Origin of the sequence: Pseudomonas sp. D1-1 (assembly GCF_051132225.1) — a bacterium.
Classification (GTDB): domain Bacteria; phylum Pseudomonadota; class Gammaproteobacteria; order Pseudomonadales; family Pseudomonadaceae; genus Aquipseudomonas.
On record NZ_CP071676.1, the window covers coordinates 819,553 to 845,202 of the forward strand.

Annotated in this window: 21 protein-coding genes and 1 other RNA gene; 13 read left to right on the forward strand and 9 right to left on the reverse strand. The window is 56.7% G+C overall.

Annotation, left to right across the window (positions count from 1 at the left end; translation table 11 throughout):
- Positions 1-126: 126 nt before the first annotated feature.
- The 9 genes from J3P86_RS03560 (at position 127) to J3P86_RS03600 (ending at position 11,614) form a co-directional block, all read left to right on the forward strand.
- Positions 127-1,041, forward strand: coding sequence for a dynamin family protein (locus J3P86_RS03560; protein ID WP_434699455.1), 915 nt, complete (start codon positions 127-129; stop codon positions 1,039-1,041).
- Positions 1,038-3,293: a dynamin family protein gene (locus tag J3P86_RS03565; protein WP_434699457.1), complete on the forward strand. Its 2,256-nt coding sequence runs from the start codon at positions 1,038-1,040 to the stop codon at positions 3,291-3,293. Before J3P86_RS03560 ends, J3P86_RS03565 begins: the two co-directional genes overlap by 4 nt.
- A gap of 13 nt (positions 3,294-3,306) precedes the next feature.
- Positions 3,307-4,185: a hypothetical protein gene (locus tag J3P86_RS03570; RefSeq protein WP_434699459.1), complete on the forward strand. Its 879-nt coding sequence runs from the start codon at positions 3,307-3,309 to the stop codon at positions 4,183-4,185.
- 4 nt (positions 4,186-4,189) lie between these two features.
- Positions 4,190-7,459 (forward strand): helicase HerA domain-containing protein, encoded by a 3,270-nt coding sequence (locus tag J3P86_RS03575; RefSeq protein WP_434699460.1) that lies wholly within the window; start codon positions 4,190-4,192, stop codon positions 7,457-7,459.
- A complete protein-coding gene (locus J3P86_RS03580; RefSeq protein WP_434699461.1) occupies positions 7,456-8,043 on the forward strand; it encodes an HNH/ENDO VII family nuclease in 588 nt (195 codons plus the stop codon). Before J3P86_RS03575 ends, J3P86_RS03580 begins: the two co-directional genes overlap by 4 nt.
- A gap of 11 nt (positions 8,044-8,054) precedes the next feature.
- Positions 8,055-8,462, forward strand: a complete 408-nt coding sequence (locus tag J3P86_RS03585) for an SMI1/KNR4 family protein (RefSeq protein WP_434699462.1) — start codon at positions 8,055-8,057, stop codon at positions 8,460-8,462.
- Positions 8,463-8,835: 373 nt separating this feature from the next.
- Complete coding sequence (locus J3P86_RS03590) at positions 8,836-9,813, forward strand: hypothetical protein (protein WP_434699463.1); 978 nt, start codon at positions 8,836-8,838, stop codon at positions 9,811-9,813.
- A complete protein-coding gene (locus tag J3P86_RS03595) occupies positions 9,810-10,937 on the forward strand; it encodes a hypothetical protein (RefSeq protein WP_434699464.1) in 1,128 nt (375 codons plus the stop codon). Before J3P86_RS03590 ends, J3P86_RS03595 begins: the two co-directional genes overlap by 4 nt.
- A complete protein-coding gene (locus J3P86_RS03600; protein ID WP_434699465.1) occupies positions 10,934-11,614 on the forward strand; it encodes a hypothetical protein in 681 nt (226 codons plus the stop codon). Before J3P86_RS03595 ends, J3P86_RS03600 begins: the two co-directional genes overlap by 4 nt.
- 140 nt (positions 11,615-11,754) lie before the next feature.
- Here the strand turns inward: J3P86_RS03600 and J3P86_RS03605 are convergent, their stop codons facing one another.
- The 8 genes from J3P86_RS03605 to J3P86_RS03640 all read right to left on the reverse strand — a co-directional run bounded on the left by J3P86_RS03605 (position 11,755) and on the right by J3P86_RS03640 (position 21,693).
- Positions 11,755-13,011, reverse strand: coding sequence for an integrase domain-containing protein (locus J3P86_RS03605; protein WP_434699467.1), 1,257 nt, complete (start codon positions 13,009-13,011; stop codon positions 11,755-11,757).
- Positions 13,012-13,194: 183 nt separating this feature from the next.
- Positions 13,195-13,588: a transfer-messenger RNA gene (gene ssrA, locus J3P86_RS03610) on the reverse strand.
- A 93-nt stretch (positions 13,589-13,681) separates the two neighbouring features.
- Positions 13,682-13,972, reverse strand: coding sequence for a hypothetical protein (locus J3P86_RS03615; protein WP_434569869.1), 291 nt, complete (start codon positions 13,970-13,972; stop codon positions 13,682-13,684).
- Positions 13,973-14,094: 122 nt separating this feature from the next.
- Positions 14,095-16,905 carry an FAD-binding and (Fe-S)-binding domain-containing protein gene (locus J3P86_RS03620; RefSeq protein WP_434699469.1) on the reverse strand — a complete coding sequence of 937 codons (2,811 nt, stop codon included), beginning with the start codon at positions 16,903-16,905 and terminating at the stop codon, positions 14,095-14,097.
- Positions 16,902-17,573 (reverse strand): LutC/YkgG family protein, encoded by a 672-nt coding sequence (locus tag J3P86_RS03625; protein WP_434653721.1) that lies wholly within the window; start codon positions 17,571-17,573, stop codon positions 16,902-16,904. Before J3P86_RS03625 ends, J3P86_RS03620 begins: the two co-directional genes overlap by 4 nt.
- Positions 17,570-19,027 (reverse strand): LutB/LldF family L-lactate oxidation iron-sulfur protein, encoded by a 1,458-nt coding sequence (locus tag J3P86_RS03630; protein ID WP_434699471.1) that lies wholly within the window; start codon positions 19,025-19,027, stop codon positions 17,570-17,572. Before J3P86_RS03630 ends, J3P86_RS03625 begins: the two co-directional genes overlap by 4 nt.
- Positions 19,024-19,848 carry a (Fe-S)-binding protein gene (locus J3P86_RS03635; protein WP_434699473.1) on the reverse strand — a complete coding sequence of 275 codons (825 nt, stop codon included), beginning with the start codon at positions 19,846-19,848 and terminating at the stop codon, positions 19,024-19,026. The genes J3P86_RS03630 and J3P86_RS03635 overlap by 4 nt, the downstream gene beginning before the upstream one ends.
- Positions 19,849-19,998: 150 nt before the next feature.
- Positions 19,999-21,693: a lactate permease LctP family transporter gene (locus J3P86_RS03640; protein WP_434699475.1), complete on the reverse strand. Its 1,695-nt coding sequence runs from the start codon at positions 21,691-21,693 to the stop codon at positions 19,999-20,001.
- Between the two features lie 263 nt (positions 21,694-21,956).
- Between J3P86_RS03640 and J3P86_RS03645 the strand changes: the two genes are divergently transcribed.
- Positions 21,957-22,724 carry an FCD domain-containing protein gene (locus J3P86_RS03645; RefSeq protein ID WP_434569863.1) on the forward strand — a complete coding sequence of 256 codons (768 nt, stop codon included), beginning with the start codon at positions 21,957-21,959 and terminating at the stop codon, positions 22,722-22,724.
- Between the two features lie 120 nt (positions 22,725-22,844).
- Here the strand turns inward: J3P86_RS03645 and smpB are convergent, their stop codons facing one another.
- Positions 22,845-23,327: an SsrA-binding protein SmpB gene (gene smpB, locus J3P86_RS03650; RefSeq protein ID WP_030139770.1), complete on the reverse strand. Its 483-nt coding sequence runs from the start codon at positions 23,325-23,327 to the stop codon at positions 22,845-22,847.
- Positions 23,328-23,445: 118 nt separating this feature from the next.
- Here smpB and J3P86_RS03655 point away from each other — a divergent pair, with 118 nt between their 5' ends.
- Genes J3P86_RS03655 through J3P86_RS03665 form a run of 3 tightly spaced genes read left to right on the forward strand, consistent with a single transcriptional unit; the run spans position 23,446 to position 25,599 of the window.
- Entirely contained in the window at positions 23,446-24,849 is a 1,404-nt protein-coding gene (locus tag J3P86_RS03655; RefSeq protein WP_434699477.1) for a sodium-dependent transporter, read from the forward strand.
- A gap of 7 nt (positions 24,850-24,856) precedes the next feature.
- Positions 24,857-25,300 carry a type II toxin-antitoxin system RatA family toxin gene (locus J3P86_RS03660; protein WP_305496926.1) on the forward strand — a complete coding sequence of 148 codons (444 nt, stop codon included), beginning with the start codon at positions 24,857-24,859 and terminating at the stop codon, positions 25,298-25,300.
- On the forward strand, positions 25,297-25,599 hold the full coding sequence (locus J3P86_RS03665; protein WP_434699478.1) for an RnfH family protein: 303 nt from the start codon (positions 25,297-25,299) through the stop codon (positions 25,597-25,599). Before J3P86_RS03660 ends, J3P86_RS03665 begins: the two co-directional genes overlap by 4 nt.
- The last annotated feature ends 51 nt before the right edge of the window (positions 25,600-25,650 follow it).

Sequence of the window (25,650 nt, forward strand, 5' to 3'; positions counted from 1 at the left end):
CAAGGCACCCGGCAATAGGGACAGAAGCTGATGACGGGCTCCACCGCTACGCCTGCAAAACCTAGAAAGGCCAGGAGGGCGGAGCCTTTTGTTACCACCACGTTCGATGTGTTGGTGTTGGCCACAATGAGCGCAGGCAAAACGTCGTTCATCAACGCGCTGATTGGCCAGGAACTGCTGTATACCGCCAATGAAGCCACCACTGCCTGCGTGACCCGTGTCGAGCATCGCCAGGGCGCCCGTCGATTCAGTGGCGCCTGTTATTGCTACAACGACACCGAGTTGGCCTCCCTGCATTCCCCGTCGGTAGCCTTGCTAAAGGACTGGAACGCCAATGCCGAGGTCAAGCGCATCAGCTTGGCTGGAACCTTCAAAGTGCAGCCGCGCCCAGCGCCCGGGCTGGTATTTCACGACACGCCAGGGCCTAACAACAGCCAGGATGAAAACCACGCCAGACTGATGCTGGAGGCTATCCGCACGGTGTCGTTCAATGCGCTTTGCTATGTGCTCAACGCCAGCCAACTGGGGACTTGTGACGACCGGTTGCTGCTCGAACAGCTGCGCGAAGAACTCGCCGCCAAGCCTGCCCAGCCGATTTATTTCATCCTCAACAAAGTGGATTTGCTCGATCCCGAGAAGGGCGAAAGCATTCAAGGCTATGTGCACAACGCCCAGCGCTATTTGCGCGATATCGGTTTTGAGCAGCCGATCATCATTCCGACAATGGCCAGTGCAGCGCTGTACGCGCGCAAGGCCCTGAGTGCCGAAACACTGACGCGCGCGCAACGCTCCAAATTGCGTCAGGTACTCGATGATCTGGAAGTGAACAAGCGCGATTTGCTCAATGCCACCGTCGTGCCAGAAGTGGTCAAGCGCCGAGTCTTCACATCACTCAACAACCTGGAACGCAGACAGCGAACCAAGGCACTCGATACCCGTGCCTACGATAAAAACCAATTGCAACAGTTGGTCACAATCAGTGGGCTCAAAACCGTTGAAGCCCTTATCCATCATCAACGCCGATTAGATGAGCAACCATGAATACTATTGAAATCATCCATAACCCATTCATCGTCGAGACTCAGTTCCTGATCAGTGGCCAACCGCCGGCCGAAGGCTGCAAGCTGTCGAGCTATAAAGAATCGCGGCTGCAAGTGTGGATCGAGAAGCTGTTTGATGAGTTGAGTCAGTTGTTCAATGGTGACAATAACTTTGATGTCACTTTCAGAGGGGTCGAGTCGGACTACCTTGACGTGGTTGAGGCGGCAAAAGTCGCGACGGGCAAGGGCATGCAGGTCACTCTGCAGTTTATCGAGGCCGACCCAGCGGAGGAGCGGCTGACCCGCATTCGTGAGTTGATGGAAGAGGCCAAGCTTCATCCTGAATTTGAGCATTTCATTCGTGACAATGCCGATGTCAGCCAGTCCTTTGAAGAAGCGTTCAATAAGGATTTCGACGTGTATGTGGTGGCGACCATGTCCTCGGGCAAGTCGACACTGATTAACGCCATGCTTGGCCAGGACCTGCTGCCCGCGGCCAACGAAGCCACGACCGCGACCATTGCCCGCATCACCGACAACGCATCGATGGGCCAGCGCTTCGCCGCCCAACGCGTAACCAATGATCACCGTGTTGCGGAAAACAGCGATGACGTGAACCTGGAAGTGCTGCAGGCATGGAACAGCCTGCCGGACACGATGCGCATCGATATCGAGGGCAAAATTCACGCAATCCAAGATCGTGACAGCGTACGCCTGGTATTGACCGACACACCAGGGCCGAACAACAGCCAGGATGAAAAACACCAGCTCAAAACCATGAGTTTCATTCAGGACTCGCAGCGCAACCCGCTGATTCTGTATGTGCTTAATGCCAGCCAGTTGGGTACCAACGACGACAAAAACCTGTTGGGACTGGTCGCCGAAACCATGCGCAAGGGCGGCAAGCAGAGCAAGGATCGGTTCATTTTTGTCATCAACAAGATGGATGTATTCGACCCTGAGAAAGGCGAGGACCTGCCATCCGTGCTGGCCCGCGTCAAAAACTACCTGGTTGAAAACGGTATTTTCAATCCGCTGATCTACCCGGTGTCGGCCAACCTGACGCGGCTGCTGCGCAAGCCCCAGCACTTGCATTCACGCAAGGAACGCGGTGAGTTGAACTCCATGATGGACATGTTCGGTGAAGAGCCGAGCATGAATTTGCTGCAATACATGCCGATTACCGAGCGGGTCAAACGTAGTTTGCAAGAGAAGAAACTCCCCGAGATCGTGCTGAGCAGTGGCTTGCCGGCGGTAGAAGCGATGATTGACGAGTACATCGACAAGTACAACTTCCCGCATCGGGTCAAGCGTGCCTATGACGCGATGACCAAAGCCATTGCTGTTGGTCTCAACGAAACGCAACTGATCGAGCAATTGGATCAGGACGAGAAGATGCTGGCGCATATAAATGAAGAGATCCAGGCACTGGAGTGTCGGCAGGAGAAAGGGTTCGATACGCAGGCTTACAAGGACAAGATAAAGCGTGAAGGTAAGGTGTTGCCGCGGGTTACTGAGGATGCTCTCGCGGAGCTGGAGACTTCTGCTGGCAAGTATCTGAGGTCGGTCAGTGAGCGTTTCACCGAAACGGTCGAACCACACATCGCCGAAATGCGAGTCAAGGAAGTTGAAGAGGAACTCCAGTTCCAGTACCGCAAACTCATCAATGCATATGAAGCGGTGTTCATCACAAGTCAGCGAGTTATTAGTGAAGACCTTCAGGCTGAATATCAGCGCTACATCGTGGCTCTTTTCAACGACTGCCAACATTTGAAGTTGCCTATTCTGGAAAGCCTCCAAAAAGCTACGGCTGATATTTCCTTCAATCTTACTATCAAGAGTGATGAGGTGCAGACCAAGCGAGTGGTGATTGACCGTTACGAAGTCAGTGACAGCACTTGGTACAACCCCTTCTCGTGGGGGTCCACTCGCACGGTTTACAAATATGGCGAAGAGAAAACCGTCGATCTTAGAGCACTCTGGAAGGAGCGTAGCACGCGTGTTGACACCGAGTTTGCTCGCTTGGTAGTGGCCGCGCGTAGCGAAATCGACAATGGCAAGACCGTCCTGATTGATCAGTTCGTGGCGTTTATGGGGCGCGAATTCGACACCAAGTTCAATGAGTTGATCGACTCGCTCAAAGAAAAAATGACGGACCGCGACCTGCGTGAGCGAGCCCTTGAAGAGGCTCGTGAGTTGCAAGCGTGGATCAATCAATTCAAAGAAAAACTCGACGAAACCCTCGCCGTTTGACTTCGGAGTTTCTATGACGACTGACGCCATAATGATTGAAAAAGCTCGTAAGCAGTTTCTGACGGCGCTCGATGACACACAGTGCGACACCGATGTGTTGCAGAAGATAATGGACGCCGTGCAACAGACCCCAGGGGTGATGGAGGCTCATAAGGTCGATGCTGTCACTCGCGCCATTGATGTGGACCCTGTGAGTTGGAATCCGGACTATTTCAGTCGGCAAAAGGTTTTCGCTGCCCGCAACTTTTCCAAGGAGCGGCTGGAGCATTTGATCCAGGTCCGCGACGTGTTTCGTCAACGAAACGAAAAGGGATTCACACCAACTGTTGCCGCTTCACATGTGAGAAAAGATCCGATGAGCAGTGCGTCCTCCGATTACCAACCTTCCAGCAACCTCAAGAAGTTTGTCGAAGAAGGTGACTTGTTGACGACCCGCACCGCACTGCGCCTGGAGCTCAACGACCGTCGTCTGGATGGCGCCGAATTGCGCGCTGCGCTGGGGTGGATCAAAGATAGTGTTTCCGGGATATTCGAGGTTTTTTCAGAAGGCGCATTTGCGCGTGAGCTTGTGGCAGATCAGAACAAATGGACCGAAGATTATTACGATCTACAGGTCACTTACCTGAAAACCAACTTCTCGGAAAAGCGCTTTTTGCACCTGATCGACGTTCGCGAGCATTTGCGCAACAGCGCTGTTGAGGGCTTTGCTTCGACCAAGACAAAAGCCTCCACCGCACATTCAGCCTCCCCTGTAGCTCAAGCATCACGCCCCCACTCCCGCCAGCCCATTTACGATGGTGCATCAGAGCGTAATCCAGCCTTCAAGGCCGCACTGCTGATCGGCGGCGCCATTGCGGCCGTGGTGGTGTTCCTCATTGCACTGGTACGGTGACCTGATGACCTCTCCAATACTGACCCGCACTGCCGTGCAGGATATCCGTGAAAACGCCGGCCTGACCCTTGAAGCTGGGCGTGCGCTGATCAATCGCAGCTACCTGTCGGAGCTGGAGCGGTATCCGGTCCATGCCTTTGCCGAGAAGGGGCTGCGGTTCAATGCTGCCAGTGACGTGCGGATTTTTCGCATTGAGCGCATCGTCCAGGACAACAAACAATCTGTACTCGAGAGCACCACGGCCGCTTACACCGCACTGGGTGCTGCGGGTTACTCGGTTTTTCTGATATTGCGCTCCAACGGTATCGAAACCGACCTCTATATCGGTACCCGGGGTGAGCCCGGTAAAACCCTCGGGCACAGTTCTGGCGAGCTGCTGCGGGAGACCTTCAAGGGGCACTTCTCGGGCAGTTCGTTAGTGCCGCTGCCGCAACAGCATGCAGATGCCTTGCTGGGCGCTTTGCAGGCCGAGAAGGCCAACCCTTCGGCAAGCATCACGGCGGTCACGGGTGTGCCTGCGTTGTCGACAGAGAACCGCGAGCACTTCATGCAAGGGCTCGAGCGTTTTATCGATGCGGCTGAGCGCCGGGTGTACCACGCGATCATTCTTGCCGAGCCGGTTTCGTCGCAGAACCTTGACTTGATCCGCGCCGGATACGAGCAGGTCGCCACGCAACTTTCGCCATTGCTCAAACAGCAATTGTCGTTCGGCGAACAAGACAGTGATTCCGTTGGGCTCAGCATCAGCCAGGGCTTGAGTGACTCCCTTGGACACAGCCTTGGGCTGACCGAAACCAAGGGCACGTCGACGACGCTCGGCACATCAATCACCGACACAACCGGTACCAGCGAGTCGTTCAGTGCACAGACCCTGACATCCAAAACGGTCGCTATCGGTGCCAATGTGCTGGGTATGGTAGGTGGCGCGACATTGGGGCCATTCGGCGCGATGCTCGGTAGCCAGATCGGTTCGGCCGCTGCTGCGCTGCTCAACGAACAACGCACCACCGGCACCAGCCAGTCGACGTCCACCGGTCGCAATGAAAGCCACGGCACCTCCTTCAGTGAGGCCGCGTCGAAGACTACGTCGACCACACATACCACCAGCACCACCGATACTCATTCGTTGAACAAAACCCTGGGCTCTAATCGGCAGATTTCGATTGAGACCGTGGATAAGACCATCGAGCAGTTGCTCAGCAAAATCGATCACCACCTCGAACGTATCGACGAAGCCAAGACATACGGCGGCTGGAACTCGGCGGCGTATTTCATCGGTGACAGCACTGCGTCGTCCGAATCGTTGGCGAGTATCTTTCTTGGGCTGGTACGCGGCAGCAAGTCCAGTCATGAAGACTTCGCCCTGACCACCTGGAAATCCGCCAACAAGTCAGCCGTGCTGGACTGGCTCAGCGCGTTCAGCCATCCACAATTGAAACCGGCATTTTCCAAAAAGATCCCGATCAGTTACCTCACTCCGGCCACGCTGGTGTCGGGTAAGGAGATGGCGATCCAGTTGAGCCTGCCCCGACGCTCCACTTCCACGGTGGCCGTGCTGGAAACCCAGGCGTTCGGTCGTAAGGTGCAACGCCTGGATGGTCACAGCAGTGAGCCAGGCAAGGGCAAGACACTGACCTTGGGCAACATCCGCCACTTGTGGGAAAACCTGCCGCAAAAGATCGAGTTGAGTCTCGATCAGTTGGCCAGCCATGTGTTTGTCAGTGGTTCGACCGGTGCCGGTAAAAGCAACACGCTGTATGAAATGCTCAGCCAAATCAGCGCCGTCGGCGTGCCATTCCTGGTGATTGAACCGGCCAAGGGCGAGTACAAACACGTCTTCGGTCATCGCGATGACGTCAATGTATTTGGTACGCATCCGGCCCACAGTGAATTGTTGCGCATCAACCCGTTCCGCTTCCCGTTGGCCATTCATGTGCTGGAGCACGTTGATCGGCTCGTGGAAATCTTCAACGTCTGCTGGCCGATGTATGCCGCAATGCCTGCCGTACTCAAAGAGGCGATCCTGCAGGCGTATCAGCAATGTGGTTGGGACTTGGACGCGTCGACCAACCGTTACAGCGATGAATTATTTCCGACGTTCAGTGATCTGCTCAGTACCCTGCAAAGCGTGATCGAGGCGTCCGCGTACTCCCAGGAGCTCAAAGGTAACTACATCGGTTCGCTGTCCACGCGGATCAAATCCCTGACCAATGGTTTGAATGGGCAGATTTTTACCGCTAACGAAATCGACAGCGCCGTACTGTTTGATCAGAGCGCAATCGTTGACCTGAGCCGCATCGGCTCGTCCGAGACCAAAGCCCTGATCATGGGGATCCTGGTGATGCGCCTGAGTGAGCACCGAATGGCCGGTGGTGGCATGAACCAGCCGCTGCGCCACGTCACGGTCCTTGAAGAAGCGCATAACATCCTCAAGCGCAGCCCGTCCGAAGGCGGTGCTGAAGGGGCAAATGTGGTCGGCAAGTCAGTGGAGATGCTAACCAACGCTATCGCCGAAATGCGCACCTACGGTGAAGGTTTCATCATTGCCGACCAGTCGCCCCATGCGGTTGATATCGCCGCGATTCGCAACACCAACACCAAAATCATCATGCGTCTGCCGGATGAAATGGACCGTCGTTTAATCGGTAAGTCGGTTGCGTTGCGTGATGATCAGCTTGAAGAGATCGCCAAGTTACCCAAAGGCGTCGCCATCGTTTATCAAAATGACTGGCTGGAGCCGGTGCTGTGTCAGGTGAAGAAATTCGCCGGGCACGAAACCCCTTATGTGTATACCGCCAATGACAATCGCGCCGTGCGTAGCCAGGATTTCAACCTGCAGGTACTCAACCTGCTGCTGAGCAACCGTATCCGCACGCCAGTCGCCTTGGATTTAGCGTTGCTGGAAAACGGCTTGTGTGAATTGCCGTTGCTGGCTCGCAGCAAAATCGCGCTGTTCGAGGCGCTCAATGCTCACAAAGAAGAGAAACCGTCGGCGCTGTGCAAGCCCGAGGCATTTGCCTACGTCGCACAATTGGTGGTCGATGTGCTCGGTTGCCGGCAGCAGGTCCAGCAGATCATTCAAATGGCGACCGACTACGGGCATCTAAGCAATCAACTTGACCTGTTACTCCACGAGAGAGCCACTGGCTTGAGCGCTGAGCTGACCCTGGCTACTCAGCAGTGCCTGATGAAGGACTACAGCCTGCAGCACGAGAGCCATCTCGATATCTATTCCGCATGGCGTGCGCGCCTCGAAACAGGGAGTGTTCTGTGAACTTTGAAAATTTCTTTGCTGAAAAATCCGAGGTTCCGACCAGCCTGGCGTTATTGGCCCGTGAAATGCCAGACCGCTGCCTTATCGTTGTCGAGCTCGATCGTCCTATCGTGCTCACCCAGGAAACCCGCCTGGAGCTACCGCAAATGTCGCCGGAAACCCGTGAGCGGCTTGAGCTGCTGGGCGTTCCTAAAGAGGTTCTGGATGCAATAGGTAGTGAGGCCGAAGCGAAGATCTATGAAAATGCCAATCTTGAACCATCCGAGGTCAACGGCAAGGATGCACTGATTCGTACCGACATCGATTACGATCAAAAAGATGCCATGGGCACCACTAACCTGGATCGGATGAAGTCGGGAAGGGCCCCGCTCGATGCCAATGGAAAGCCGATCGAGTTACATCACATCGGCCAGAAACAGGACTCACCATTGGCAGAATTGACCAGCGCTGAGCACCGTGGCAACGGAAACGATAACGTGTTGCACAACAAGCAGAAGGAGTCCGAGATCAATCGCGAGGACTTCGATAAAGAGCGAAAAGACTACTGGAAGGCGCGAGCCGAACAGATTGAGAATCAGCGCTGAGGGCGAATCTTATGAAAAAACTTGAACAACTCGTTGATCTCCATCAGGCCAACACCCGGCCAGTAGATACCGCCAGCATCCAGAATCTTGAGCAGAAACTGGGATTCGCACTGTCTGACGAATACAAGCGCTACCTGTCGGCTTTTGGAGTCATTGTCTTTGACGCCTACGAAACGTATGGCCTAGGCGTGCCTGACGACTATTACCTGAATGTGTTTGCCGCATTCTCGGACCTTGGCCGTGACCCGACCTACCCGAAAAATACTGTGCCACTGCTGGAGATTGGTGATGGTCAGTACTACCTGTACGACAACCAGGCACGGAAAATTCTGGTTTGGGCTACACCGAATGGCGGCATTGTGCGTGTCTTGGACGACGGGCTGGAAGCCTTTTTGATCAAGCATGTCTTCGCAGGCTAGTTGAGCGCAGTTCGGAGAAATAGACTTTACTCTTTCTCGTCCGGCCAGGTGCGGCAAGTTCTATTCGGTGAACTGGTACTGGACTCGGCATAGCAGCGAAGAAGATGGAGGTCAGAAATGTTGCATTACAGGAATGCAAAGAGCTGACGGGTGTTAACCGAAGCTGATGCGGGTAGCTTTCAGGAAGGATATCTAGCGATTGGTTCCAGTCAGTCGTAACTGTTCAGACAGTTTCCTCAGAATCAAGGATTATGGTATTCGTGCCCAGCGGATAACGGATCACCTTGTAGCTGGACTAACGTGTTTACTGTGCCGGCATTAGCGCCGTGATGGTGCTAGTGTTGCTTTTACTACATAAAGAGCCCACGGAATCATGGCCGAGACGATAAACATCGCAAAGATGGCAGAGAAGCTGTCGAAAGGCATTTTCAACGAGTTTCTCTGGGGGCGTATGGAGCACACCAATATCAATTGGCCGTGCGAGAACCAGGACTTACATGAGGTCAAGACCCATCCCTCAGATGTCGTTTTTTGGTACAATGAGCCCTATTCTCAGTCCCGCACATATGTGAACTGCGATCTCAAGAGCTACGCGAAGGGCACCATTAAAACGAAGGCTATCCGGGAGGCAATCGAGAGTCTTGCCAAGAGTCTGCGATGCGCCGAGATCAGCCGAGAGTTTAGCGAAACTTACATCCATCCGGATGTATCGGCAAATATCCAGGGACTGCTTTTCGTCTACAACCACGATAGTGAGTATGACAAGGACTTCGCCAAAATCCTAGAAAAGGTAAAGTGCGATGAATTGGACATACCCAAAGGTTCTAAAATCGTTGTGATGGGGCCTGACGATATCTACTGGCTGAACAACGTTCACCACGAAATTATCCACCTTCGCGGAGGTGCAGGTCTCCTACCGGAACGGGATTACTGCAAGTTTTACTACCCCCATCTGGTTCGCAGAAAGAATGTCCAATTGGAGCACGCTAAGGCAGCCACGCTGGACATGCTGACCGCACCTTGGATCATCCTGTCCCATGTAAACCCCAAGAATGGAAGTAAGCAGGGTTTCGTGATCTTCATGCGTAAGCGGGGATTCACAACAGATGAGTTTCTGTATCTCATCGAGTATCTGATGCACTACCAGGTAATTAAGGCCGAAACGGAGGTCACTATCCGCATGGTCGACCCGCATCAGAATGCTTCAGCCAATTTTGCCAAAGCAAAAGACCAGTACGTCGCTGACTATCAAGGCGGTGGAGACCTTAGGCAGATCCTAGACTCCATTGACTTCGGCAAACTTGAGCACGTCCGTACCACTTTCTGTGACCTGGAGTTGTCTCGGCAATGAGCAAAAACGCGCTTCAGTATTGTGCTACGGATAAGGAAATTTACGACGCCTTGATGTCTGCTAAGCAGAAAATCAACGAAAAAATTCTGCTAGAGCTTGCGAAGGACAGGGGGATTTTCTTTTCTGCCAAGGACAGCCGGGATGATTTGGTCAGCGCCATTTCGCTCCTTCCACATGACTATCACGATCTTAATACCCTGCTGGAACAGCGTGAGCATTCTGGCCGGCAGGAAAAGCTCACGTCGGTAACGCTACCAACCGCGCTGACCGTGGAAGGAATCCGGGAGATTATTAGAGAGTACATTGAGGAGTCCCCGGAGGACGAGAAGGTCACTCAGCAGATTAAGGACGGCAACCAAGTGGTCGCCAACATTAAGTACTCCGACGTTGACTATGGCAAAACGCGGCTCGTTCAGCGCACACCCAAAGAAGCCTTGATCGAGTTCCACGTATCGGCGGACAAGACGGTCATTCGGATGCCTGCCAATGATCGTGTCAAGGCTATCTACTCGAAGCTCAAGGGCAAGCTGGATACCAGGGCCAAGGCTGAAATCCCCGCTATCCGCATCGAACTCGGCGAGTTTCAATCATCAGCATTGCGCACAGAGTTCTTTACTTCTCTCATCAGAGATCTAACGGGGTTCTCGCTGAAGAACGTCACTAGTGTGAAAGTTGAGCGCTTGCCCCAGGAACCTGAGGAAGACGAGCTTGATCTGGACGATGACCAGGAAGCTGAGGTGGCCAAAGAGGAGGCCTTGGCTCTGGTCAAGAATGTCGCACTGAAAGGTGAGACACTTCTGGCGTCTGAGGAGTACCAGAGTTTGACCCGGAAAGGCTTTTTCATCACGTCGATCATATGGCGCTCGGTGCTGAATAAAGCACCACAACCCATGGTGGAGTTTGAGGCTGCTTTTGAGGATCCGATGCAAGGAAAGGGGTTCAAGTACTTTGTCCGAGGCGCCTATCGTATCGTTGAGCTTGAGTACACCAAGACGATTCGACCGGTCAGTGCCGAAGACAAAGAAATCTATCTGGGTGTTATTGAAGAAACCGCGGCGAAAGTTATCAGGGAACTGAGAGCAAAAGCTCAAGCGAGCGCTGAGCCGCAAGGAGAACCAACATGAACAGGGTTAGATGGCTTTATGCCCAATGGCCCTTACCAATTCGAGCAGTTGGGAAGAAGCTCGTTGAGACGCCATTTACGGATGAGAGAATGGATGGCTTCGCTATAGAACGAATTCGAGACGACTTCGTCGAGGGGCGTTACATCGAAAAGTACAATTACCAAGAAGTGATCTCGACTCCTTTTGGTACTGAAGAGGTGTTTGATCGGGTTGGGTACCGGACAACAGAGTTCACTCTCTTTGATTCGTCGCCCCACATTGAGCTAAGAAATTATCAGCGCAGTATCAAAGGATTTATCAGTCGGCTGCTCGAAGCTTGCAGTTTCAACCTAGTAGTTACGCCTATTACGGTTAACCTGATTGAGTGGGTATCGGCGCTGCAGCTTGCCGTGGATCAGGAAATCACTGTCGATTCGCTTCAGGTCTCGGGCGTCGAAATAGACCAAGGTGTGACGGGGAAAATATTGCTCAAAGGGCTAAGAGATGTGCGTGAAGCCACTGATGTTCTACTAGCCGGGCGTAAACATGTGCTGGAAAAAGTCCAAGTGAAATTCGCTGGCCTTCACAAGACAGTGGTCATCCAATTGTCCAATAACGGCACTGCGAAGCTCCCCGCAATGCTACCGAAAGACCTCCTTCATCATTTACGTGTGTCCTTTCCTACCAGCGTCAGATGAAAGAGTATCTGTAGATGGCTGTATCGCGTGAGTCGGCTGCTTGAGGTGCACGCTGAGAGATGGAGGCAAGCCTGATGTACAGCCCAGACAGGCGACGGTCATGATTTAGAGATTACTTATCACCTGTTGAAGCTACTTCGTTAGCGTATTGAGACGACCTTCGTGTCTCGGGTGTTCTGGATTGCCGAGATCGAAAGATTGCCGGTAGCTGCTTTTTGGATGTGCTCGCTCCACCACTTCATCATTGGACGCCTGCGCTCGATGTAGTCCGCTCGGTTATAGGCGCTGCGGACCTCGTCTTTATCGACGTGTGCAAGCGCTACCTCAATCAACTCAGGATCCCAGCCGTGTTCGTTGAGAGTAGTGCTGGCCATTGATCGCATGCCATGGCTCACCAACCGACCTTCGAAGCCCATGCGCTTTAGTGCCATGTTGGCGGTCTGGCTGTTGCAATGGGTCCGAGGGTCCCGGTCTGCAGGAAATACATACTCTCGGTGTCCGCTGTAGGGTTTGATTGCCTCCAGCAGTGCCAATGCTTGATCTGTGAGCGGCACGATATGTACTCGGCGTTTCTTCATGCGCTCAGCAGGAATCGTCCAGATCTTCTTCTCGAAGTCGATGTCGACCCAGCGCGTGGTTGCAGCCTCCGCTGGGCGAGTCATGGTATTGAGCTGCCATTCAATCAGACAGCGCGTAGTTCTTTTTATGCTGGCATTGGCAATTGCCACCATGAGCTCTTTCAGCTCATCTGGAGCAAGTGCCGCCATGTTTTTCTTTTTCGGCTTCTTGAAGACGGAGCGAATCCCGCTGAGTGGGTTTGCGTGTATCAGTCCTGAGTTGACCCCGTAAGTCATGATCTCGTTGAGTCGCTGTGACAGCCGTTTAACGGTTTCAAGGCTACCTTTGGTTTCGAGTGGTCGAAGAAGGTTGATGACTTGTGGTGCACTGATTGCTGAAATCTGTGTGGAGGCCAAGTCTGGAAAAACGTGCAGCGTCAACGAACGCCAGATGTCCTCGGCATAAGCAGGTGTCACCGCATCCTTCTTCAGTTCATACCAGGACGTCGCGACATTCTGGAATGTGTGCTCGGTTTCAGCTTGCTTTGCTTGCAGCACTGCATCCCGTTGTTCTTTGGGATCGAGGCCTTTGGCAAGTATTTCCCGGGCTGCAATGGAGCCTTTTCGTGCTAGCGCTAGTGAGACTTCAGGGAAGGTACCGAGGCCCATGTTGATCCGCTTCTTCGTCACGGGGTGTCGATAGTTGAAGTTCCATAGCTTTGAGCCATTACTTCTCACTCGCATTTGAAGTCCGCCGCCATCGAACAGTACGTAGTCCTTTTCAGCAGGCTTGGCAGATTTGATTTTGAGTTCAGAGAGGCGAACCGCTTGTGCGCACATTGGCATTCCAGGATGGAGTTGGCATTCCAAAAATTAGCACTATTGGGCTTGGAATGCCATTTGGAATGCCATAAAGCGTGGCTGTTCCTGGACGTCCGTGGACGCTGGTGGTGCTTAAGGCCCCGTGTTTACTGGATTTCAGGCACAAAAAAAGACGTCCGTGGACGTCTTTAGATGATGGAATGGTGGAGCCGGGGGGATTTGAACCCCCGTCCGCCAGTACTCCGCTGTCGGTACTACATGCGTAGCCGTGTCTATTAAGTTAACCCTCAGCGACCCGACGGGCAGGGTGCTTTGGGCGAGTTGTGTAAGTTTTAGCCGCTTCGTCCACAACGTACTGCACGGCGATTCCGTTCTATATGACAATCACTTTGGGTTTACGGACATCCCCTGGTGATTGCTGGACCCGAAGGTACCAGAAGGGAAGGGCTAAGGCTGCTTACGCAGCGAGAGCGTATTCCCCGTAGGTTTCGTCATTGGCAACTATAGGAAGTTGCAACAGTGGATTTACGAGTTCTGTTACCAACTCGGCATGCACCTAAAGTTTCGCAACCGGCGTCGAATCCTAAACGGCCCCGAACCTGGCGCTCTGTGAATCTGTAGAGCGACAGGCCTGCGTAGTGTACGCCAAAACGCATCAGGGGCCAACCCGAAGGTTGGCCCACTGCATTCAGGAGTTTTTACCGTCTTTGTTGGTCTTCTGCATCTCTTGGATGGTCTGGGTGGTTTCAGAGATGCATTTCTCGGTGCCTTCCTTGGTTTTCAAGGCTTGATGGGCCTTCGCTTGCTGAAGGCTCGCCTCGATCTGGCTTTGCGAATCCGAGCCTTGGTACTGGGTCTTGGCATTCTCAATGGTTTTGATGTTGGTGGCGCAGAGACTGTCCGAATCGCCGGCAGCAAACGAGGGTGATGCCAGCATCGAAGCAGTGACAAACAGACCTAACAGCACAGAGCGTTTCATATGTCTCTCCTTGACCCAAGGGCAGCATTTGCTGGCCATCAGGGCGGCTACCTGTTGAGGAAGTCCCGCGTTTGCGGGACCTGATCAATGGACTGCCGTTGTTCGTCAGGGTTCTATTTTTTTCACATCGCCCTGGCCCGTGTCACTCGGTCAACCAGATAAACCAGCCCGTGGTAATCAATCGCACCGTGTTGCGTAAGACCGATCTCACAGGTCCGGCTGGTGGAGATTCCTTCGCTGCAGTGCTCTACCGCGCCCTTCAGCGTGCGCAACGAGTGGGCGTTCAGTTCGGGCGTGGTGAAGCCTTTGTCCCCGGCAAATCCGCAGCAATGGATGCCTTCCGGAATGACCACGTTTTTGCTGCACCTGCGCGCCAGATCGATCAACGCCTGGCTCTCGCCAAGGTGCTGCGTGCTGCAGGTGACGTGCACCGCAATGGGGGCCTCTTGAGGCGTGAAGTCGAGGCGATCCATCAGGTGCGTGCGAATGAAACGCACCGGGTCGTACAGGTCCAGACGTACTTCACCCAAGTCTTGAACCAGGCGCAGGGTGCATGGGCTGGTGTCGCAATAGATCGGGTCGAGCCCGCCGCGGCTGGCGTGCAGCAGCGCGCCGATCAGTTCCTGGCGCTTGTGCTCGGCCTGTTCGGCGTAGCCTTTGGATGCAAAGGGTTGGCCGCAGCAGAGGCTGTCTACGTTGTCCGGGAAAACGACTTGGTAACCGGCTTTTTCCAGCAGCCCGCGGGTCTTGTCGTGCAACGACATCTGTTCTTTGTCCTCCGCCGCCGGGCCCATGACCCGCGACACGCAGGCCGCCAGATAAACCACCCTCGGGCGTTCGTCCGCCACGCTGGGGCTGAACCGAATCGCCCTTTCCGGTTGCGGCATGGCGTTGGTCCACTGCGGAACCTGTCCTTTGGACAGCCGCGTCAGCCCGGCGGACAACCGTGCCAGGCGCGGCGCTCCCAACATCATTCGCGCACCGTTGGCGACGTGCAGGGTAAAGCGCGCCCCTTGCAGCGCAGTGGCGAAATTACCCGCAAGCCAATCGGCGGTTTTCGTACGCGTCGCAGTGCGGCTGCGGAGTTTTTTCACCAGTTCGCCGGTGTTGATGCCTACAGGACAGCGTTGGGCGCAAAGGCCCGTGGCGGCACAGGTATCGATGCCCTGGTATTGATAGGCCGTTTCCAGCTCGGAGGTATCGATACCGGCGCGCTTTTTCGCTTGAATGTCGCGCCAGATCACGATGCGCTGGCGCGGGCTCAAGGTCAGGTCCTTGGAGGGACACACCGGCTCGCAGAAGCCGCACTCGATGCACTTGTCGACAATCTCATCAGCTGCCGGCAATGGCTTGAGGTGCTTGAGGTGGATCTGCGGGTCCTCGCTGAGCACGACGTCCGGGTTGAGGATGCCGTTGGGGTCGAGCAAGCGCTTGAGCTGCCACATCAATTGATAGGCATCAGTGCCCCATTCCAACTCAACGAACGGTGCCATGTTGCGGCCGGTGCCGTGTTCGGCTTTCAGCGAGCCGCCGAATTCCACCGCCACCAGTTGCGCTACGTCATCCATGAACGCCTGGTAGCGTGCGACTTCTTCAGTGCTGTTGAAGCCTTGGGTGAAGACAAAGTGCAGATTGCCTTCCAGTGCGTGTCCGAAAAGGATCGCTTCGTCGTAGTGATGTTTGTCGAACAGGGCGATCAGGCGATTCACGCCAGCGGCCAGTTGCTCGACCGGGAAGGTCACGTCTTCGATGATGACCGTGGTTCCGGTCTTGCGCACCGCGCCTACGGCGGGGAAGGTGTCTTTGCGGATGGCCCACAGGCGGGCGTTTTCTCGCGGGTCCTCGGTGAAGTCGACTTGCCTTTCCACCGGGAAAGCCGCCAGAGAAGCCATGATCCGGGTCAGTTGTTCCTGTAGTAACGATGACGAAGCGGCGCGGGATTCGATCAGCAGCGCGCAGGCATTGTTCGACAGGTGCTGTACGAAATCCGGCATGCCCGGCTTGTCCTGCACTGAGCGCAGGCTGCGGCGGTCCAGCAGCTCAACGGCGGAGACCGGCTGGCTTTTCAGTACGGTCACGGCGTTGCAGCAGGTCTCCACATCCGGAAACACGATCAGTGCCGAGGCTTTGTTCGGGTGGTCGATAACGGTGTTGTAGGTCACCGCGCTGATGAATCCCAGCGTGCCTTCAGAGCCCACCAGCAGGTGGCTGAGGATATCCACCGGCTCGTCGAAATCCACCAGGGCATTGAGCGACAGGCCGGTGGTATTTTTCAGACGGTATTTGTGGCGAATTCGGGCGGCGAGCTCCGTGTTGGCGCGTGTCTCACGGCCAAGGGTTGCCAGCCGCTCCAGCAGTTCGCCGTGGCTCGCCCTGAATGCCGCCACGCTGGCGGCGTCTTCGGTGTCCAGGCGCGTGCCATCGGCGAGTACCAGGCGAATGCCGGCCAGGGTGTGATAGGTATTCTGCGCCGTGCCGCAGCACATGCCGCTGGCGTTGTTGGCGACGATGCCGCCAATCTTGCAGGCGTTGATCGACGCCGGATCCGGGCCGATCTTGCGCCCGAACGGGGCCAGCCAGGCGTTGGCCTGGGCGCCGATCACGCCGGGTTGCAAACGGATCTGTGTGCCTTGCTCGCGAATTTCCCGGCCGTTCCAGTTGTCCCCGAGCACAATCAGCACTGAGTCGCTGATGGCCTGGCCGGACAGGCTGGTGCCCGCCGCACGGAAGGTCACCGGAACCCGGTCGCGCTGGGCCAGTTGCAGCAGGGCGATGACTTCGTCTTCGCTTTCGACGCGTACCACCAGTTTCGGAATCAGCCGATAAAAGCTCGCATCGGTGCCGAAGGCCAGGGTCGACAACGGGTCGTCGAAGCGTCGTTTCTCCGGGATCAGTTGGTATACGTCGCGCAGGAAAGGGGCCGGAAGCGTCATTGGTCCTCCAGAATCAGCACCACCAGATCCTTTGGTCCATGGGCGCCGTAGGCCAGGACCTGCTCGATGTCGGCGGTCTTTGACGGGCCCGACACCAACAGGGCGTTGGTCGGCATGCCTTGGGCCCATTCGAATTCCTGCTGCACTTCATAGAAGTTGTCACGGATTTCGCTGGCCTTGAGCAAGGCGAAGTGCACCGGCGGGACGAGGCTCATCAGGCGCGGTTCTTCCCGCGTCGGCCAGAGAATCAGGCTACCGGTTGCGGCGATGGCTCCGAGGGTGCCGGTCAGGCTGGCAGGCGTATCGTTGAACAGTTCGGCTTTCCATTCCTCCACCGGCCGATCGTAGGCCTTGAGCGCAGGAAGGCCCGGATTGTTCGCCCAGAACTGTACGATTTTTTGCCCATGGGGCGTTGTCGGTGCGATCAGCAGGCTCGGCAGTTGCCGGTCGCGCAGCAATTGCGCCAGCAGCGTCGGCCAGGCTTCGCCGGACGTCAGGTGAATTTCGGTGTGTACCGCTTCCATCAGCTTGCGCAGTTGTGGAATGCGTTCCTCGGGCGCGTAGCGGTAGGTCTGTGTCACCAGTTCGACGTCGTAGTTGTCGGCAACGGGCGTGGTGCCGGTCAGGCTTTTACGCAGCTTGGCGAGGATATTTTCCTTGGCGCTCATCGGCGGTCTCCCTGCGGGGTCAGGTGGTCGCGGGCCAGGTCATGCAACGAGCGGGCGGCGGGTTTCGGGGCGCTGTGGTTCTGGGTCCAGGGGCCGACGTTCTGCGGTGTCAGGCCGCGCAGGCGCGTGGCGAGGAAAGCGAACAGCCGGTACAGCGGTGGCGAGCTGTTGAGCCGGGCCCAGGCATTCCAGATGAAGCGCTCCTTGGCCGAATACTTGCTGCCCTGGCCGCGCATGACCGGGTTGGGGCTGTCCGGCGCCTTGACGTTTTCTTCTCGCAGCCGTCGTAGCAGTGCCGGGATCGGAATCTTCACCGGGCACACTTCGCCGCAGGCACCGCACAGCGAAGACGCGCTCGGGTGATCCGGCACCTTGGCCAGGCCGACCATGTGCGGCGTGATGATTTTTCCGATAGGTCCCGGGTAAACCTCGCCGTAGGCATGACCACCAATTCGCGTGTAGACCGGGCAATGATTCATACAGGCGCCGCAGCGAATGCAGTTCAGGGTCTGGCGCAGCTCACTGTCGGCAAATGCCTGGCTGCGACCGTTGTCGAGCAGGACCAGGTGAACTTCCTGCGGCCCGTCCAGTTCGTTTGCCTTGCGCGGGCCGGAGATCATGTTGACGTAGGTGGTGATCGGCTGGCCCAGCGCCGAGCGGGTCAGCAGCGAGAGCAGCGGCACGACGTCCCGCAGGTTCTCCACGACTTTTTCAATGCCGGTCACGGCAATGTGCACCGGCGGCACCGTGGTCGACATCCGCCCGTTGCCTTCGTTTTCCACCAGCAGCAGCGTGCCGGTTTCGGCGACGGCGAAGTTGACACCGGAAACGCCGACGTCGGCTTCGAAGAATTTCTGCCGCAAGACCTTGCGACCGATCTGAATGAGTTGGTCGACGTCCTTGGTGTACTCCACGCCAAGTTTGTCGTGGAACAAGGACGCGACCTGACCGGCATTCTTGTGGATTGCCGGCATGATTATGTGTGAAGGCTTCTCGTGGTCGAGCTGGACGATGTATTCCCCCATATCGGATTCGAGACATTCAATGTCCCGAGCCTCGAGGAAATGGTTCATCTCCATCTCTTCGCTGACCATCGATTTGCCCTTGATCACTTGCCGCGCCTCGTGAGCGCGGATGATCGACAGGACGATGCCATTGGCCTCGTCCACCGTTTCCGCCCAGTGCACGTTCACACCGTTGCGGGTCAGGTTGGCTTCAAGTTGCTCGAGCAGGTCGGGCAGCCTGGATAACGCGCGGGCGCGGACAGCATTGCCCAGCACCCGCAGGTGTTCTCTTTCGTGGGCATCGCTGAAGGACGCTGCCCGTTTTGTCATCAGTGAATCCATCGCAGTGCGAAAGTTGTTTCGCAGTTGCGTGTCGTCCAACGCCTTGTGGGCGCGGGCGCGAAAATCTTCCTGCACTGCAACGGTCGGAATCAGCGTCGGCGTACTCATGCGACACCTCCGGTACGCTTCCAGAGGAAGCTCGCCAGATGCTGGCCGCGTAGCGCTTCGCGCTGTTTTTCCAGCGCGCCGTTGATGTTCATCAGGCAACCGCAGTCGGCGCTGACCACCTGATGCGCGCCGGATTCCTTCAGCGCGCGGGTCTTGTCGGCCACCATCGCGCCGGAAATATCCGGCATGCGAACGCTGAACGTCCCACCAAAACCGCAGCATTCACTTTCGTGACTGTGGTCGACCCGTTCCACGTTGCGCAGCTGTGCCAACAACTCACGGCCATGTAGGTGCGTATTCATTTCCCGTCGTGCCGAGCAGGACGTATGCAGCGCGACCTTTACCGGCGCGCCATCGTCGTTCAATTGCACCTTGCACACGAACAGCAGGAACTCGGCCAGCTCATAGGTCCTGGCCGCCAGGGCCTGGACCTGTTTGAGCATTTGCGGTTCGTCCTTGAACAGGTCGGCGTAATGTTCACGCAGCATGCCGGCACACGAGCCCGACGGCACGACCACCGGATAATCCCCGGCAAACAGGGCCAGTTGCGCCCGCGCCACCGTCCGCGCCTGCTCGGTATATCCCGAGGTGTAGGCCGGTTGCCCGCAGCATGTCTGGCCTTGCGGGTAGTCGACTTGGATGCCTTCGCGCTCAAGCAGATGAATCGCGTCCATCCCGGCTTCGGGGTAGAACAGATCCACCACGCAGGTTCCGAACAGATAGACCCGTCGGGGTTTCTCGCTGGGATACTGGCGCGGCTCAGGCAATGGCGGGGCGACTCGGGTCGCGTTCGGCACGGCGTTGTAAAAAAGCTCGCTCATCAGGCGTGTCTCCGGGTGGTCCCGGTTATCCGTCTGCTGAGGCTGCTGAATATAGAGAGGAAATCTTTCAGCAGCCTTGCAGACCCGGTGGTGAATAGCGGACGCCGAATCACGTTTCAGCGTCGGGTTTTTTAATGTTTCGTGTAGTACTCAGTGAACCAGCATGCCGGTGAACCAGTAGGCCTGGGCCAACGTGATCAAGCCGACGATCGTTGCAAAGAATAGGCTGTGTTTCAGGGTGAAACGGAACAGATCCGATTCCTTGCCCACCAAGCCGGTTGCCGCGCAGGCTACGGCGATCGATTGCGGCGAAATCATTTTGCCGGTGACGCCGCCACTGGTATTGGCTGCCACGAGCAATGTGTCGTTGACACCGATCTGGTGCGCGGTCGTCGCTTGCAGCGAGCCGAACAGCGCATTGGAGGAAGTATCGGAGCCGGTCAGGAATACGCCCAGCCAGCCGAGGAATGGCGAGAAGAACGGGAACGCTGCGCCAGTTCCGGCCAATACCAGGGCCATGGTTGATGACATGCCCGAGAAGTTGGTGACGAAGGCGAATGCCAGCACCATGCCGATGGACAGAATAGGCCAGCGCAGTTCGTAGAAGGTCTCCTTCAAAGTGGTAAGACCAGTTCTGAAGTTGATCTTCAAGACGATCATCGAGATGAGTGCCGAGAAGAAAATCGCCGTGCCGGTGGCCGAAATCGGATCGAGCTTGAACACCGCCGGAATCGCCGTGGGGTTGATCACGATAGGGGCGACCTTGATGACCAGTTGATCCAGGTGCGGGATCGCGAAGTTGAACACCCAGCCATACATCGAGCCACCGGCGGCGAACATCGCCTTGAAGGGCTTCAGGGTCCAGAGGGTCACCAGCACGGTCAGGATCAGGAACGGTGACCAGGCCTTGATGATTTCCCCCAGGCTGTAGGGCGAAGCCACGGTGCTGCGCGGCTGGCCGAAACCGCCGACGCTGGCGGTGATCGCTGCGCTGGAGGTTGCACCGGCAATCTGGGCGCCGGCGGTACGCTTGGGCTGCCAGATTTTCAGGAACAGCGTCAGGGATACCAGGCTGGCCAGGGCCGACGTGATGTCCGGCAGTTCCGGGCCGATGAAGTTCGAAGTGAAGTACTGGGTGATGGCGAAACTCAAGCCCGCTACCAGGGCGGCCGGCCAGGTTTCCCGCACACCGCGCAGCCCATCCATCATGAACACCAGCCAGAACGGCACGAACAGCGACAGCAACGGCAGCTGGCGACCGGTCATGGCGCCGATCTTGAAAGCGTCGATCCCGGTGACCTGGCCCGCAACGATAATCGGAATACCCAGTGCGCCGAAGGCTACCGGAGCGGTGTTGGCGATCAGGCACAGGCCGGCGGCGTAGAGCGGGTTGAAACCCAGGCCGACCAGCAGCGCGGCGGTAATCGCGACGGGAGCGCCGAAACCGGCGGCACCTTCCAGGAATGCGCCGAAGCAGAAGCCGATCAGCAACACTTGCAGGCGTTGGTCATCGGTAATCGACAGCACCGAGCTGCGGATGATTTCGAACTGGCCGCTCTTGACGGTCAGTTTGTAGAGAAACACGGCGGCGACGATGATCCAGGCAATCGGCCAAAGACCATAGGCAAAGCCATAGCCGGCGGCGGCAAACGCCATGTCGGCCGGCATCTGGAAAGCGAAGATCGCGACGGCAATCGCCAAGGCCAGGGTGATGCTGCCCGCCACGTGCCCCTTGAGGCGAAACACCGCCAGGGCGAGGAAGAAAAACACGATGGGAATGACGGCCGCGAGTGCGGACAAGCCTAGGCTGCCGAGCGGGCTGTAAAGCTGTTGCCAGGTTTGCATATTGGGTGAGCCCCTAATTGTTGTTGGTCAGGCACTGGTCAGCGGTTTTGGGTAATTGGTAATACCAATTTACAAGCGCTGTCGGCTAGGGTAAAAGCCTTGGTCGTCGTGTGTCAATTTGCCGCTTTGAAACTTTCGTCGAATAAGCGGTGCAGATGACATCTGATCTGCTGGCATTAATATTTTTTGTTGGGTGTGGACGAGGCCCGGATGGGCCAGAATAGAGAGCCCGGCGAGCCGTCGGGACCGTGGAGAATCGAGTTATGGGGTTTGATCAGATTCGTCAGCGCCGTTTGTCTGACGATATTGTCGAGCGGCTGGAAGGCATGATCCTCGAGGGCACGTTGAAGTCCGGCGAGCGATTGCCGGCCGAACGGACCCTGGCCGAGCAGTTCGGTGTGTCACGCCCTTCGTTGCGTGAGGCGATCCAGAAGCTGACGGCCAAGGGTTTGCTGATCAGTCGTCAGGGCGGCGGCAACTATGTGGTGGAGTCGCTGGGCTCGACGTTCAGTGATCCGCTGCTTCAGCTCCTGGAAAGCAATCCCGAAGCACAGCGTGATCTATTGGAGTTCCGGCATACCTTGGAGGCGTCCTGCGCTTATTACGCAGCATTGCGGGCTACCGAGGTCGATCGCGAGCGGCTGACAGCGGCGTTCGATGAGTTGCAGGATTGTTACTCGCGTCACGAACAGGTGAGTCGGGCGGAGGAGGGCGCGGCGGATGCGCGCTTTCACCTGGCGATCGCCGAGGCCAGTCATAACGCGGTTTTGCTGCACACCATTCGCGGCTTGTTCGACCTGCTCAAGCGCAACGTGGTGACCAATATCGGCGGCATGTACAAACAGCGCAGCGAGACCCGCGACATGCTGATCAGTCAGCATCGGGAGTTGTATCAAGCCATCATGGATGGTCACGCCGAGTTGGCGCGGGAGGTTTCCAGCCGACATATCCTGTATGTGCAGGAGGTGCTGGAAGAGGTGCGTCAGGAAGTGCAGCGGGTTGCCCGGGCGGAGCGGCGCAAGGGGATGTAGCCCTGTTGCGGATCGTGTGGGAGCGAGCTTGCTCGCGATGGCGGTCTGTCTGACACATCAATGCAAGATATGCCGATGCCATCGCGAGCAAGCTCGCTCCCACAGTGGCTCGCGGTCGGGCTAGTCTTCCTTGCCCTTGTTACGCACCGCGCGCTGCAACTCGCGCCCGGCATCGCGTTCGCGCTCGGTGTCGCGCTTGTCATATTCCTTCTTGCCCTTGCCCAGTGCAATTTCGCACTTGATCAAATGCTTGCTCCAGTACAGCGAGGTACAGACGCAGGCATAACCCTTCTGCTGCACGGAGGCGAAGAGCTTCTCCAGCTCCCGCTTGTTGAGCAGCAGTTTGCGCGAGCGCACAGGATCGGCAATGACGTGGGTGCTGGCGGTGGTCAGCGGCGTGATGTGGCTGCCCAGCAGCCAGGCTTCGCCGTCCTTGAGCAGGACGTAACTGTCGACCAGTTGCGCCTTGCCGGCACGCAAGCTTTTTACTTCCCAGCCGGCCAGGACCATGCCAGCCTCGAAACGCTGTTCGATGAAGTAATCGTGTCGCGCCTTTTTGTTTTGCGCGATGGTCCCTGTGGGGTGTTTCTTCTGTTTAGCCATAGGGGCGGCATTATAGGCAGTTGCGTGCGTGTCGGCTACGGTGAAGCAGCATGCTTGAGCAGGTTGAATGAATCCCGGACAATGCGGCCTCTTTTTTGAACGCTTGGGCGTGATCACGATGTCGACAGACAAGGTTTCTGTCCACGGCAGTTGGGCTAGCCGCTGGGTCTTCATATTCGCTGCGACCGGTTCGGCCGTGGGGCTGGGTAGTATCTGGAAGTTTCCGTACATGGTCGGCGTCTACGGCGGCGGTGCCTTCGTATTGATGTTCCTGGCATGCATCGCCCTGATCGGTGCGCCGGTCATGTTGGCCGAAACACTGATCGGTCGTCGTGCCCGGCAAAGCCCGGCCAATGCCTTGAAGGTGCTGGCGACGGAGGCGGGCCATTCGGCCAGGTGGTCGTGGGGGGCGTTCGCCGGAATGGTCACGGCACTGTTGATTCTTTCTTTCTACAGTGTGGTTGGCGGCTGGTCCCTGGATTACATCATCGATATGGGCCGGGGAGATTTCCAGGGGGCGACGCCCGATCAGGTCGGCGCCTACTTCGGCAACGTGATCGCCGACCCTTGGAGGCTGACACTTTGGCACACGCTTTTCATGGTGCTCTCTGCCGTAGTGATCGCCCGAGGCGTGGTCGCCGGGCTTGAGCGCAGCTTGCGGATCATGATGCCGCTGCTGTTCGTGATGATCCTGGTGCTGCTGGGCTACAGCATGACCACCGGACATTTCATGGAGGGCGTGCATTTCATGTTCGACTTCCAGCCGGAGAAAGTCATGGAAGGGCTGCTGCCGGCCATGGGGCATGCGTTTTTCTCCCTCAGCGTTGGGGTCGGCTCGATCATGATCTACGGCGCCTACATGCCCAAGAACGCCTCGCTGACCAGGACTGTCTTCGGCGTTGCGTTGCTGGATACCTTCGTGTCGCTGCTGGCGGGGGTGGCATTGTTCCCGATTGTATTCGCTGCTGGCCTGAATCCCAGTGAAGGGCCGGGGCTGATGTTCGTCAGCCTGCCTTTCGCCTTCGGCAGCATGCCGTTCGGCCAGGTAATGGGCGTGGTGTTTTTTGTCCTGGTGGCAGTCGCTGCCTGGAGCTCGGCCATTTCCTTGCTCGAGCCGATGGTCGCTTACCTGGTTGAACGAACCCGCCTGAGCCGCGCCTGGGTCACTTTCTGGCTGGCCTTCACCTGCTGGTTCGTAGGATTGGGCACGGTGTTTTCCTTCAATATATGGAAGCAGGCAAAGTTTTTCGTGAACGAAGGCGGTCTGTTCCACCTCTATCAGTGGGGAGCGACCGGAGGGCTGGATTTCTTCGGAGTGATTGATTTCTTCACGTCGCGGATCATGCTGCCTTTGGGCGGATTGTGTTTCGTGGTGTTTGCAGGGTGGATCATGGGGCGTGACGCGGTGCGTGATGAACTGTCGCTGCGCAGCCCGGTGGTGTTCGCCTTGAGTCTGTTCTTGATGCGCTATGTGGCGCCCATCGGCATCCTGGTAGTGTTTGCCGCCCAGCTGTGGAAGTGACGCTTACATGACGACACATATTCAACGCTCGGCCTTGTTGCCCTACCCGGCGCAGGCGCTGTACGACCTGGTCAACGATGTGGCGAGTTATCCGGAGTTCTTGCCGTGGTGCTCGTCCGCCGAGGTACTTGAAAGCTCCGAAACCCACATGCGCGCCAGTCTCAATGTGGCCAAAGGCGGATTGAGCCAGCACTTTGTCACGCGTAACACCTTGGTGCCGGGGCAGTCGATCGAAATGAACCTCGAAGAGGGACCGTTCAATCAGCTCCATGGTGTCTGGGTGTTCAAGCCGCTCGGGGAAAAGGCCTGCAAGATCAGCCTGGATCTGTCGTTCGACTACGCGGGGCCAATCGTGCGGGCGACCTTGGGGCCGCTGTTCAACCAGGCGGCCAATACGCTGGTCGATGCGTTCTGCCAACGCGCGAAACAGAACGCCGAGCTCAAGCGTTGATCGAAATTGAAGTGGTGCATGCCAGCATCGACCGCCAGGTCTTGCGCACATGTTCAGTGCCCGAAGGTACCAGCGTTCGCGCTGCGCTGTTGGCGTCGGGTATTGCCGAGGATTTTCCGGAGCTGGACTTGAGCGCGTGTCCGATCGGTATTTTTGGCAAGGTCGTCGCCGATCCGGATCAGCAAGCGGTGCAAGCTTGTGATCGGCTCGAAATTTATCGACCGCTGCTGGCTGATCCGAAAGAAATTCGTCGTCTGCGAGCGGCCAAGGCTGCCCAGGCGCGTCAGGCGGATCAGTAAGCAGCGCCTAATTGCAGGCAATAAAAAACCCGGCATGCCGGGTTTTTTTGT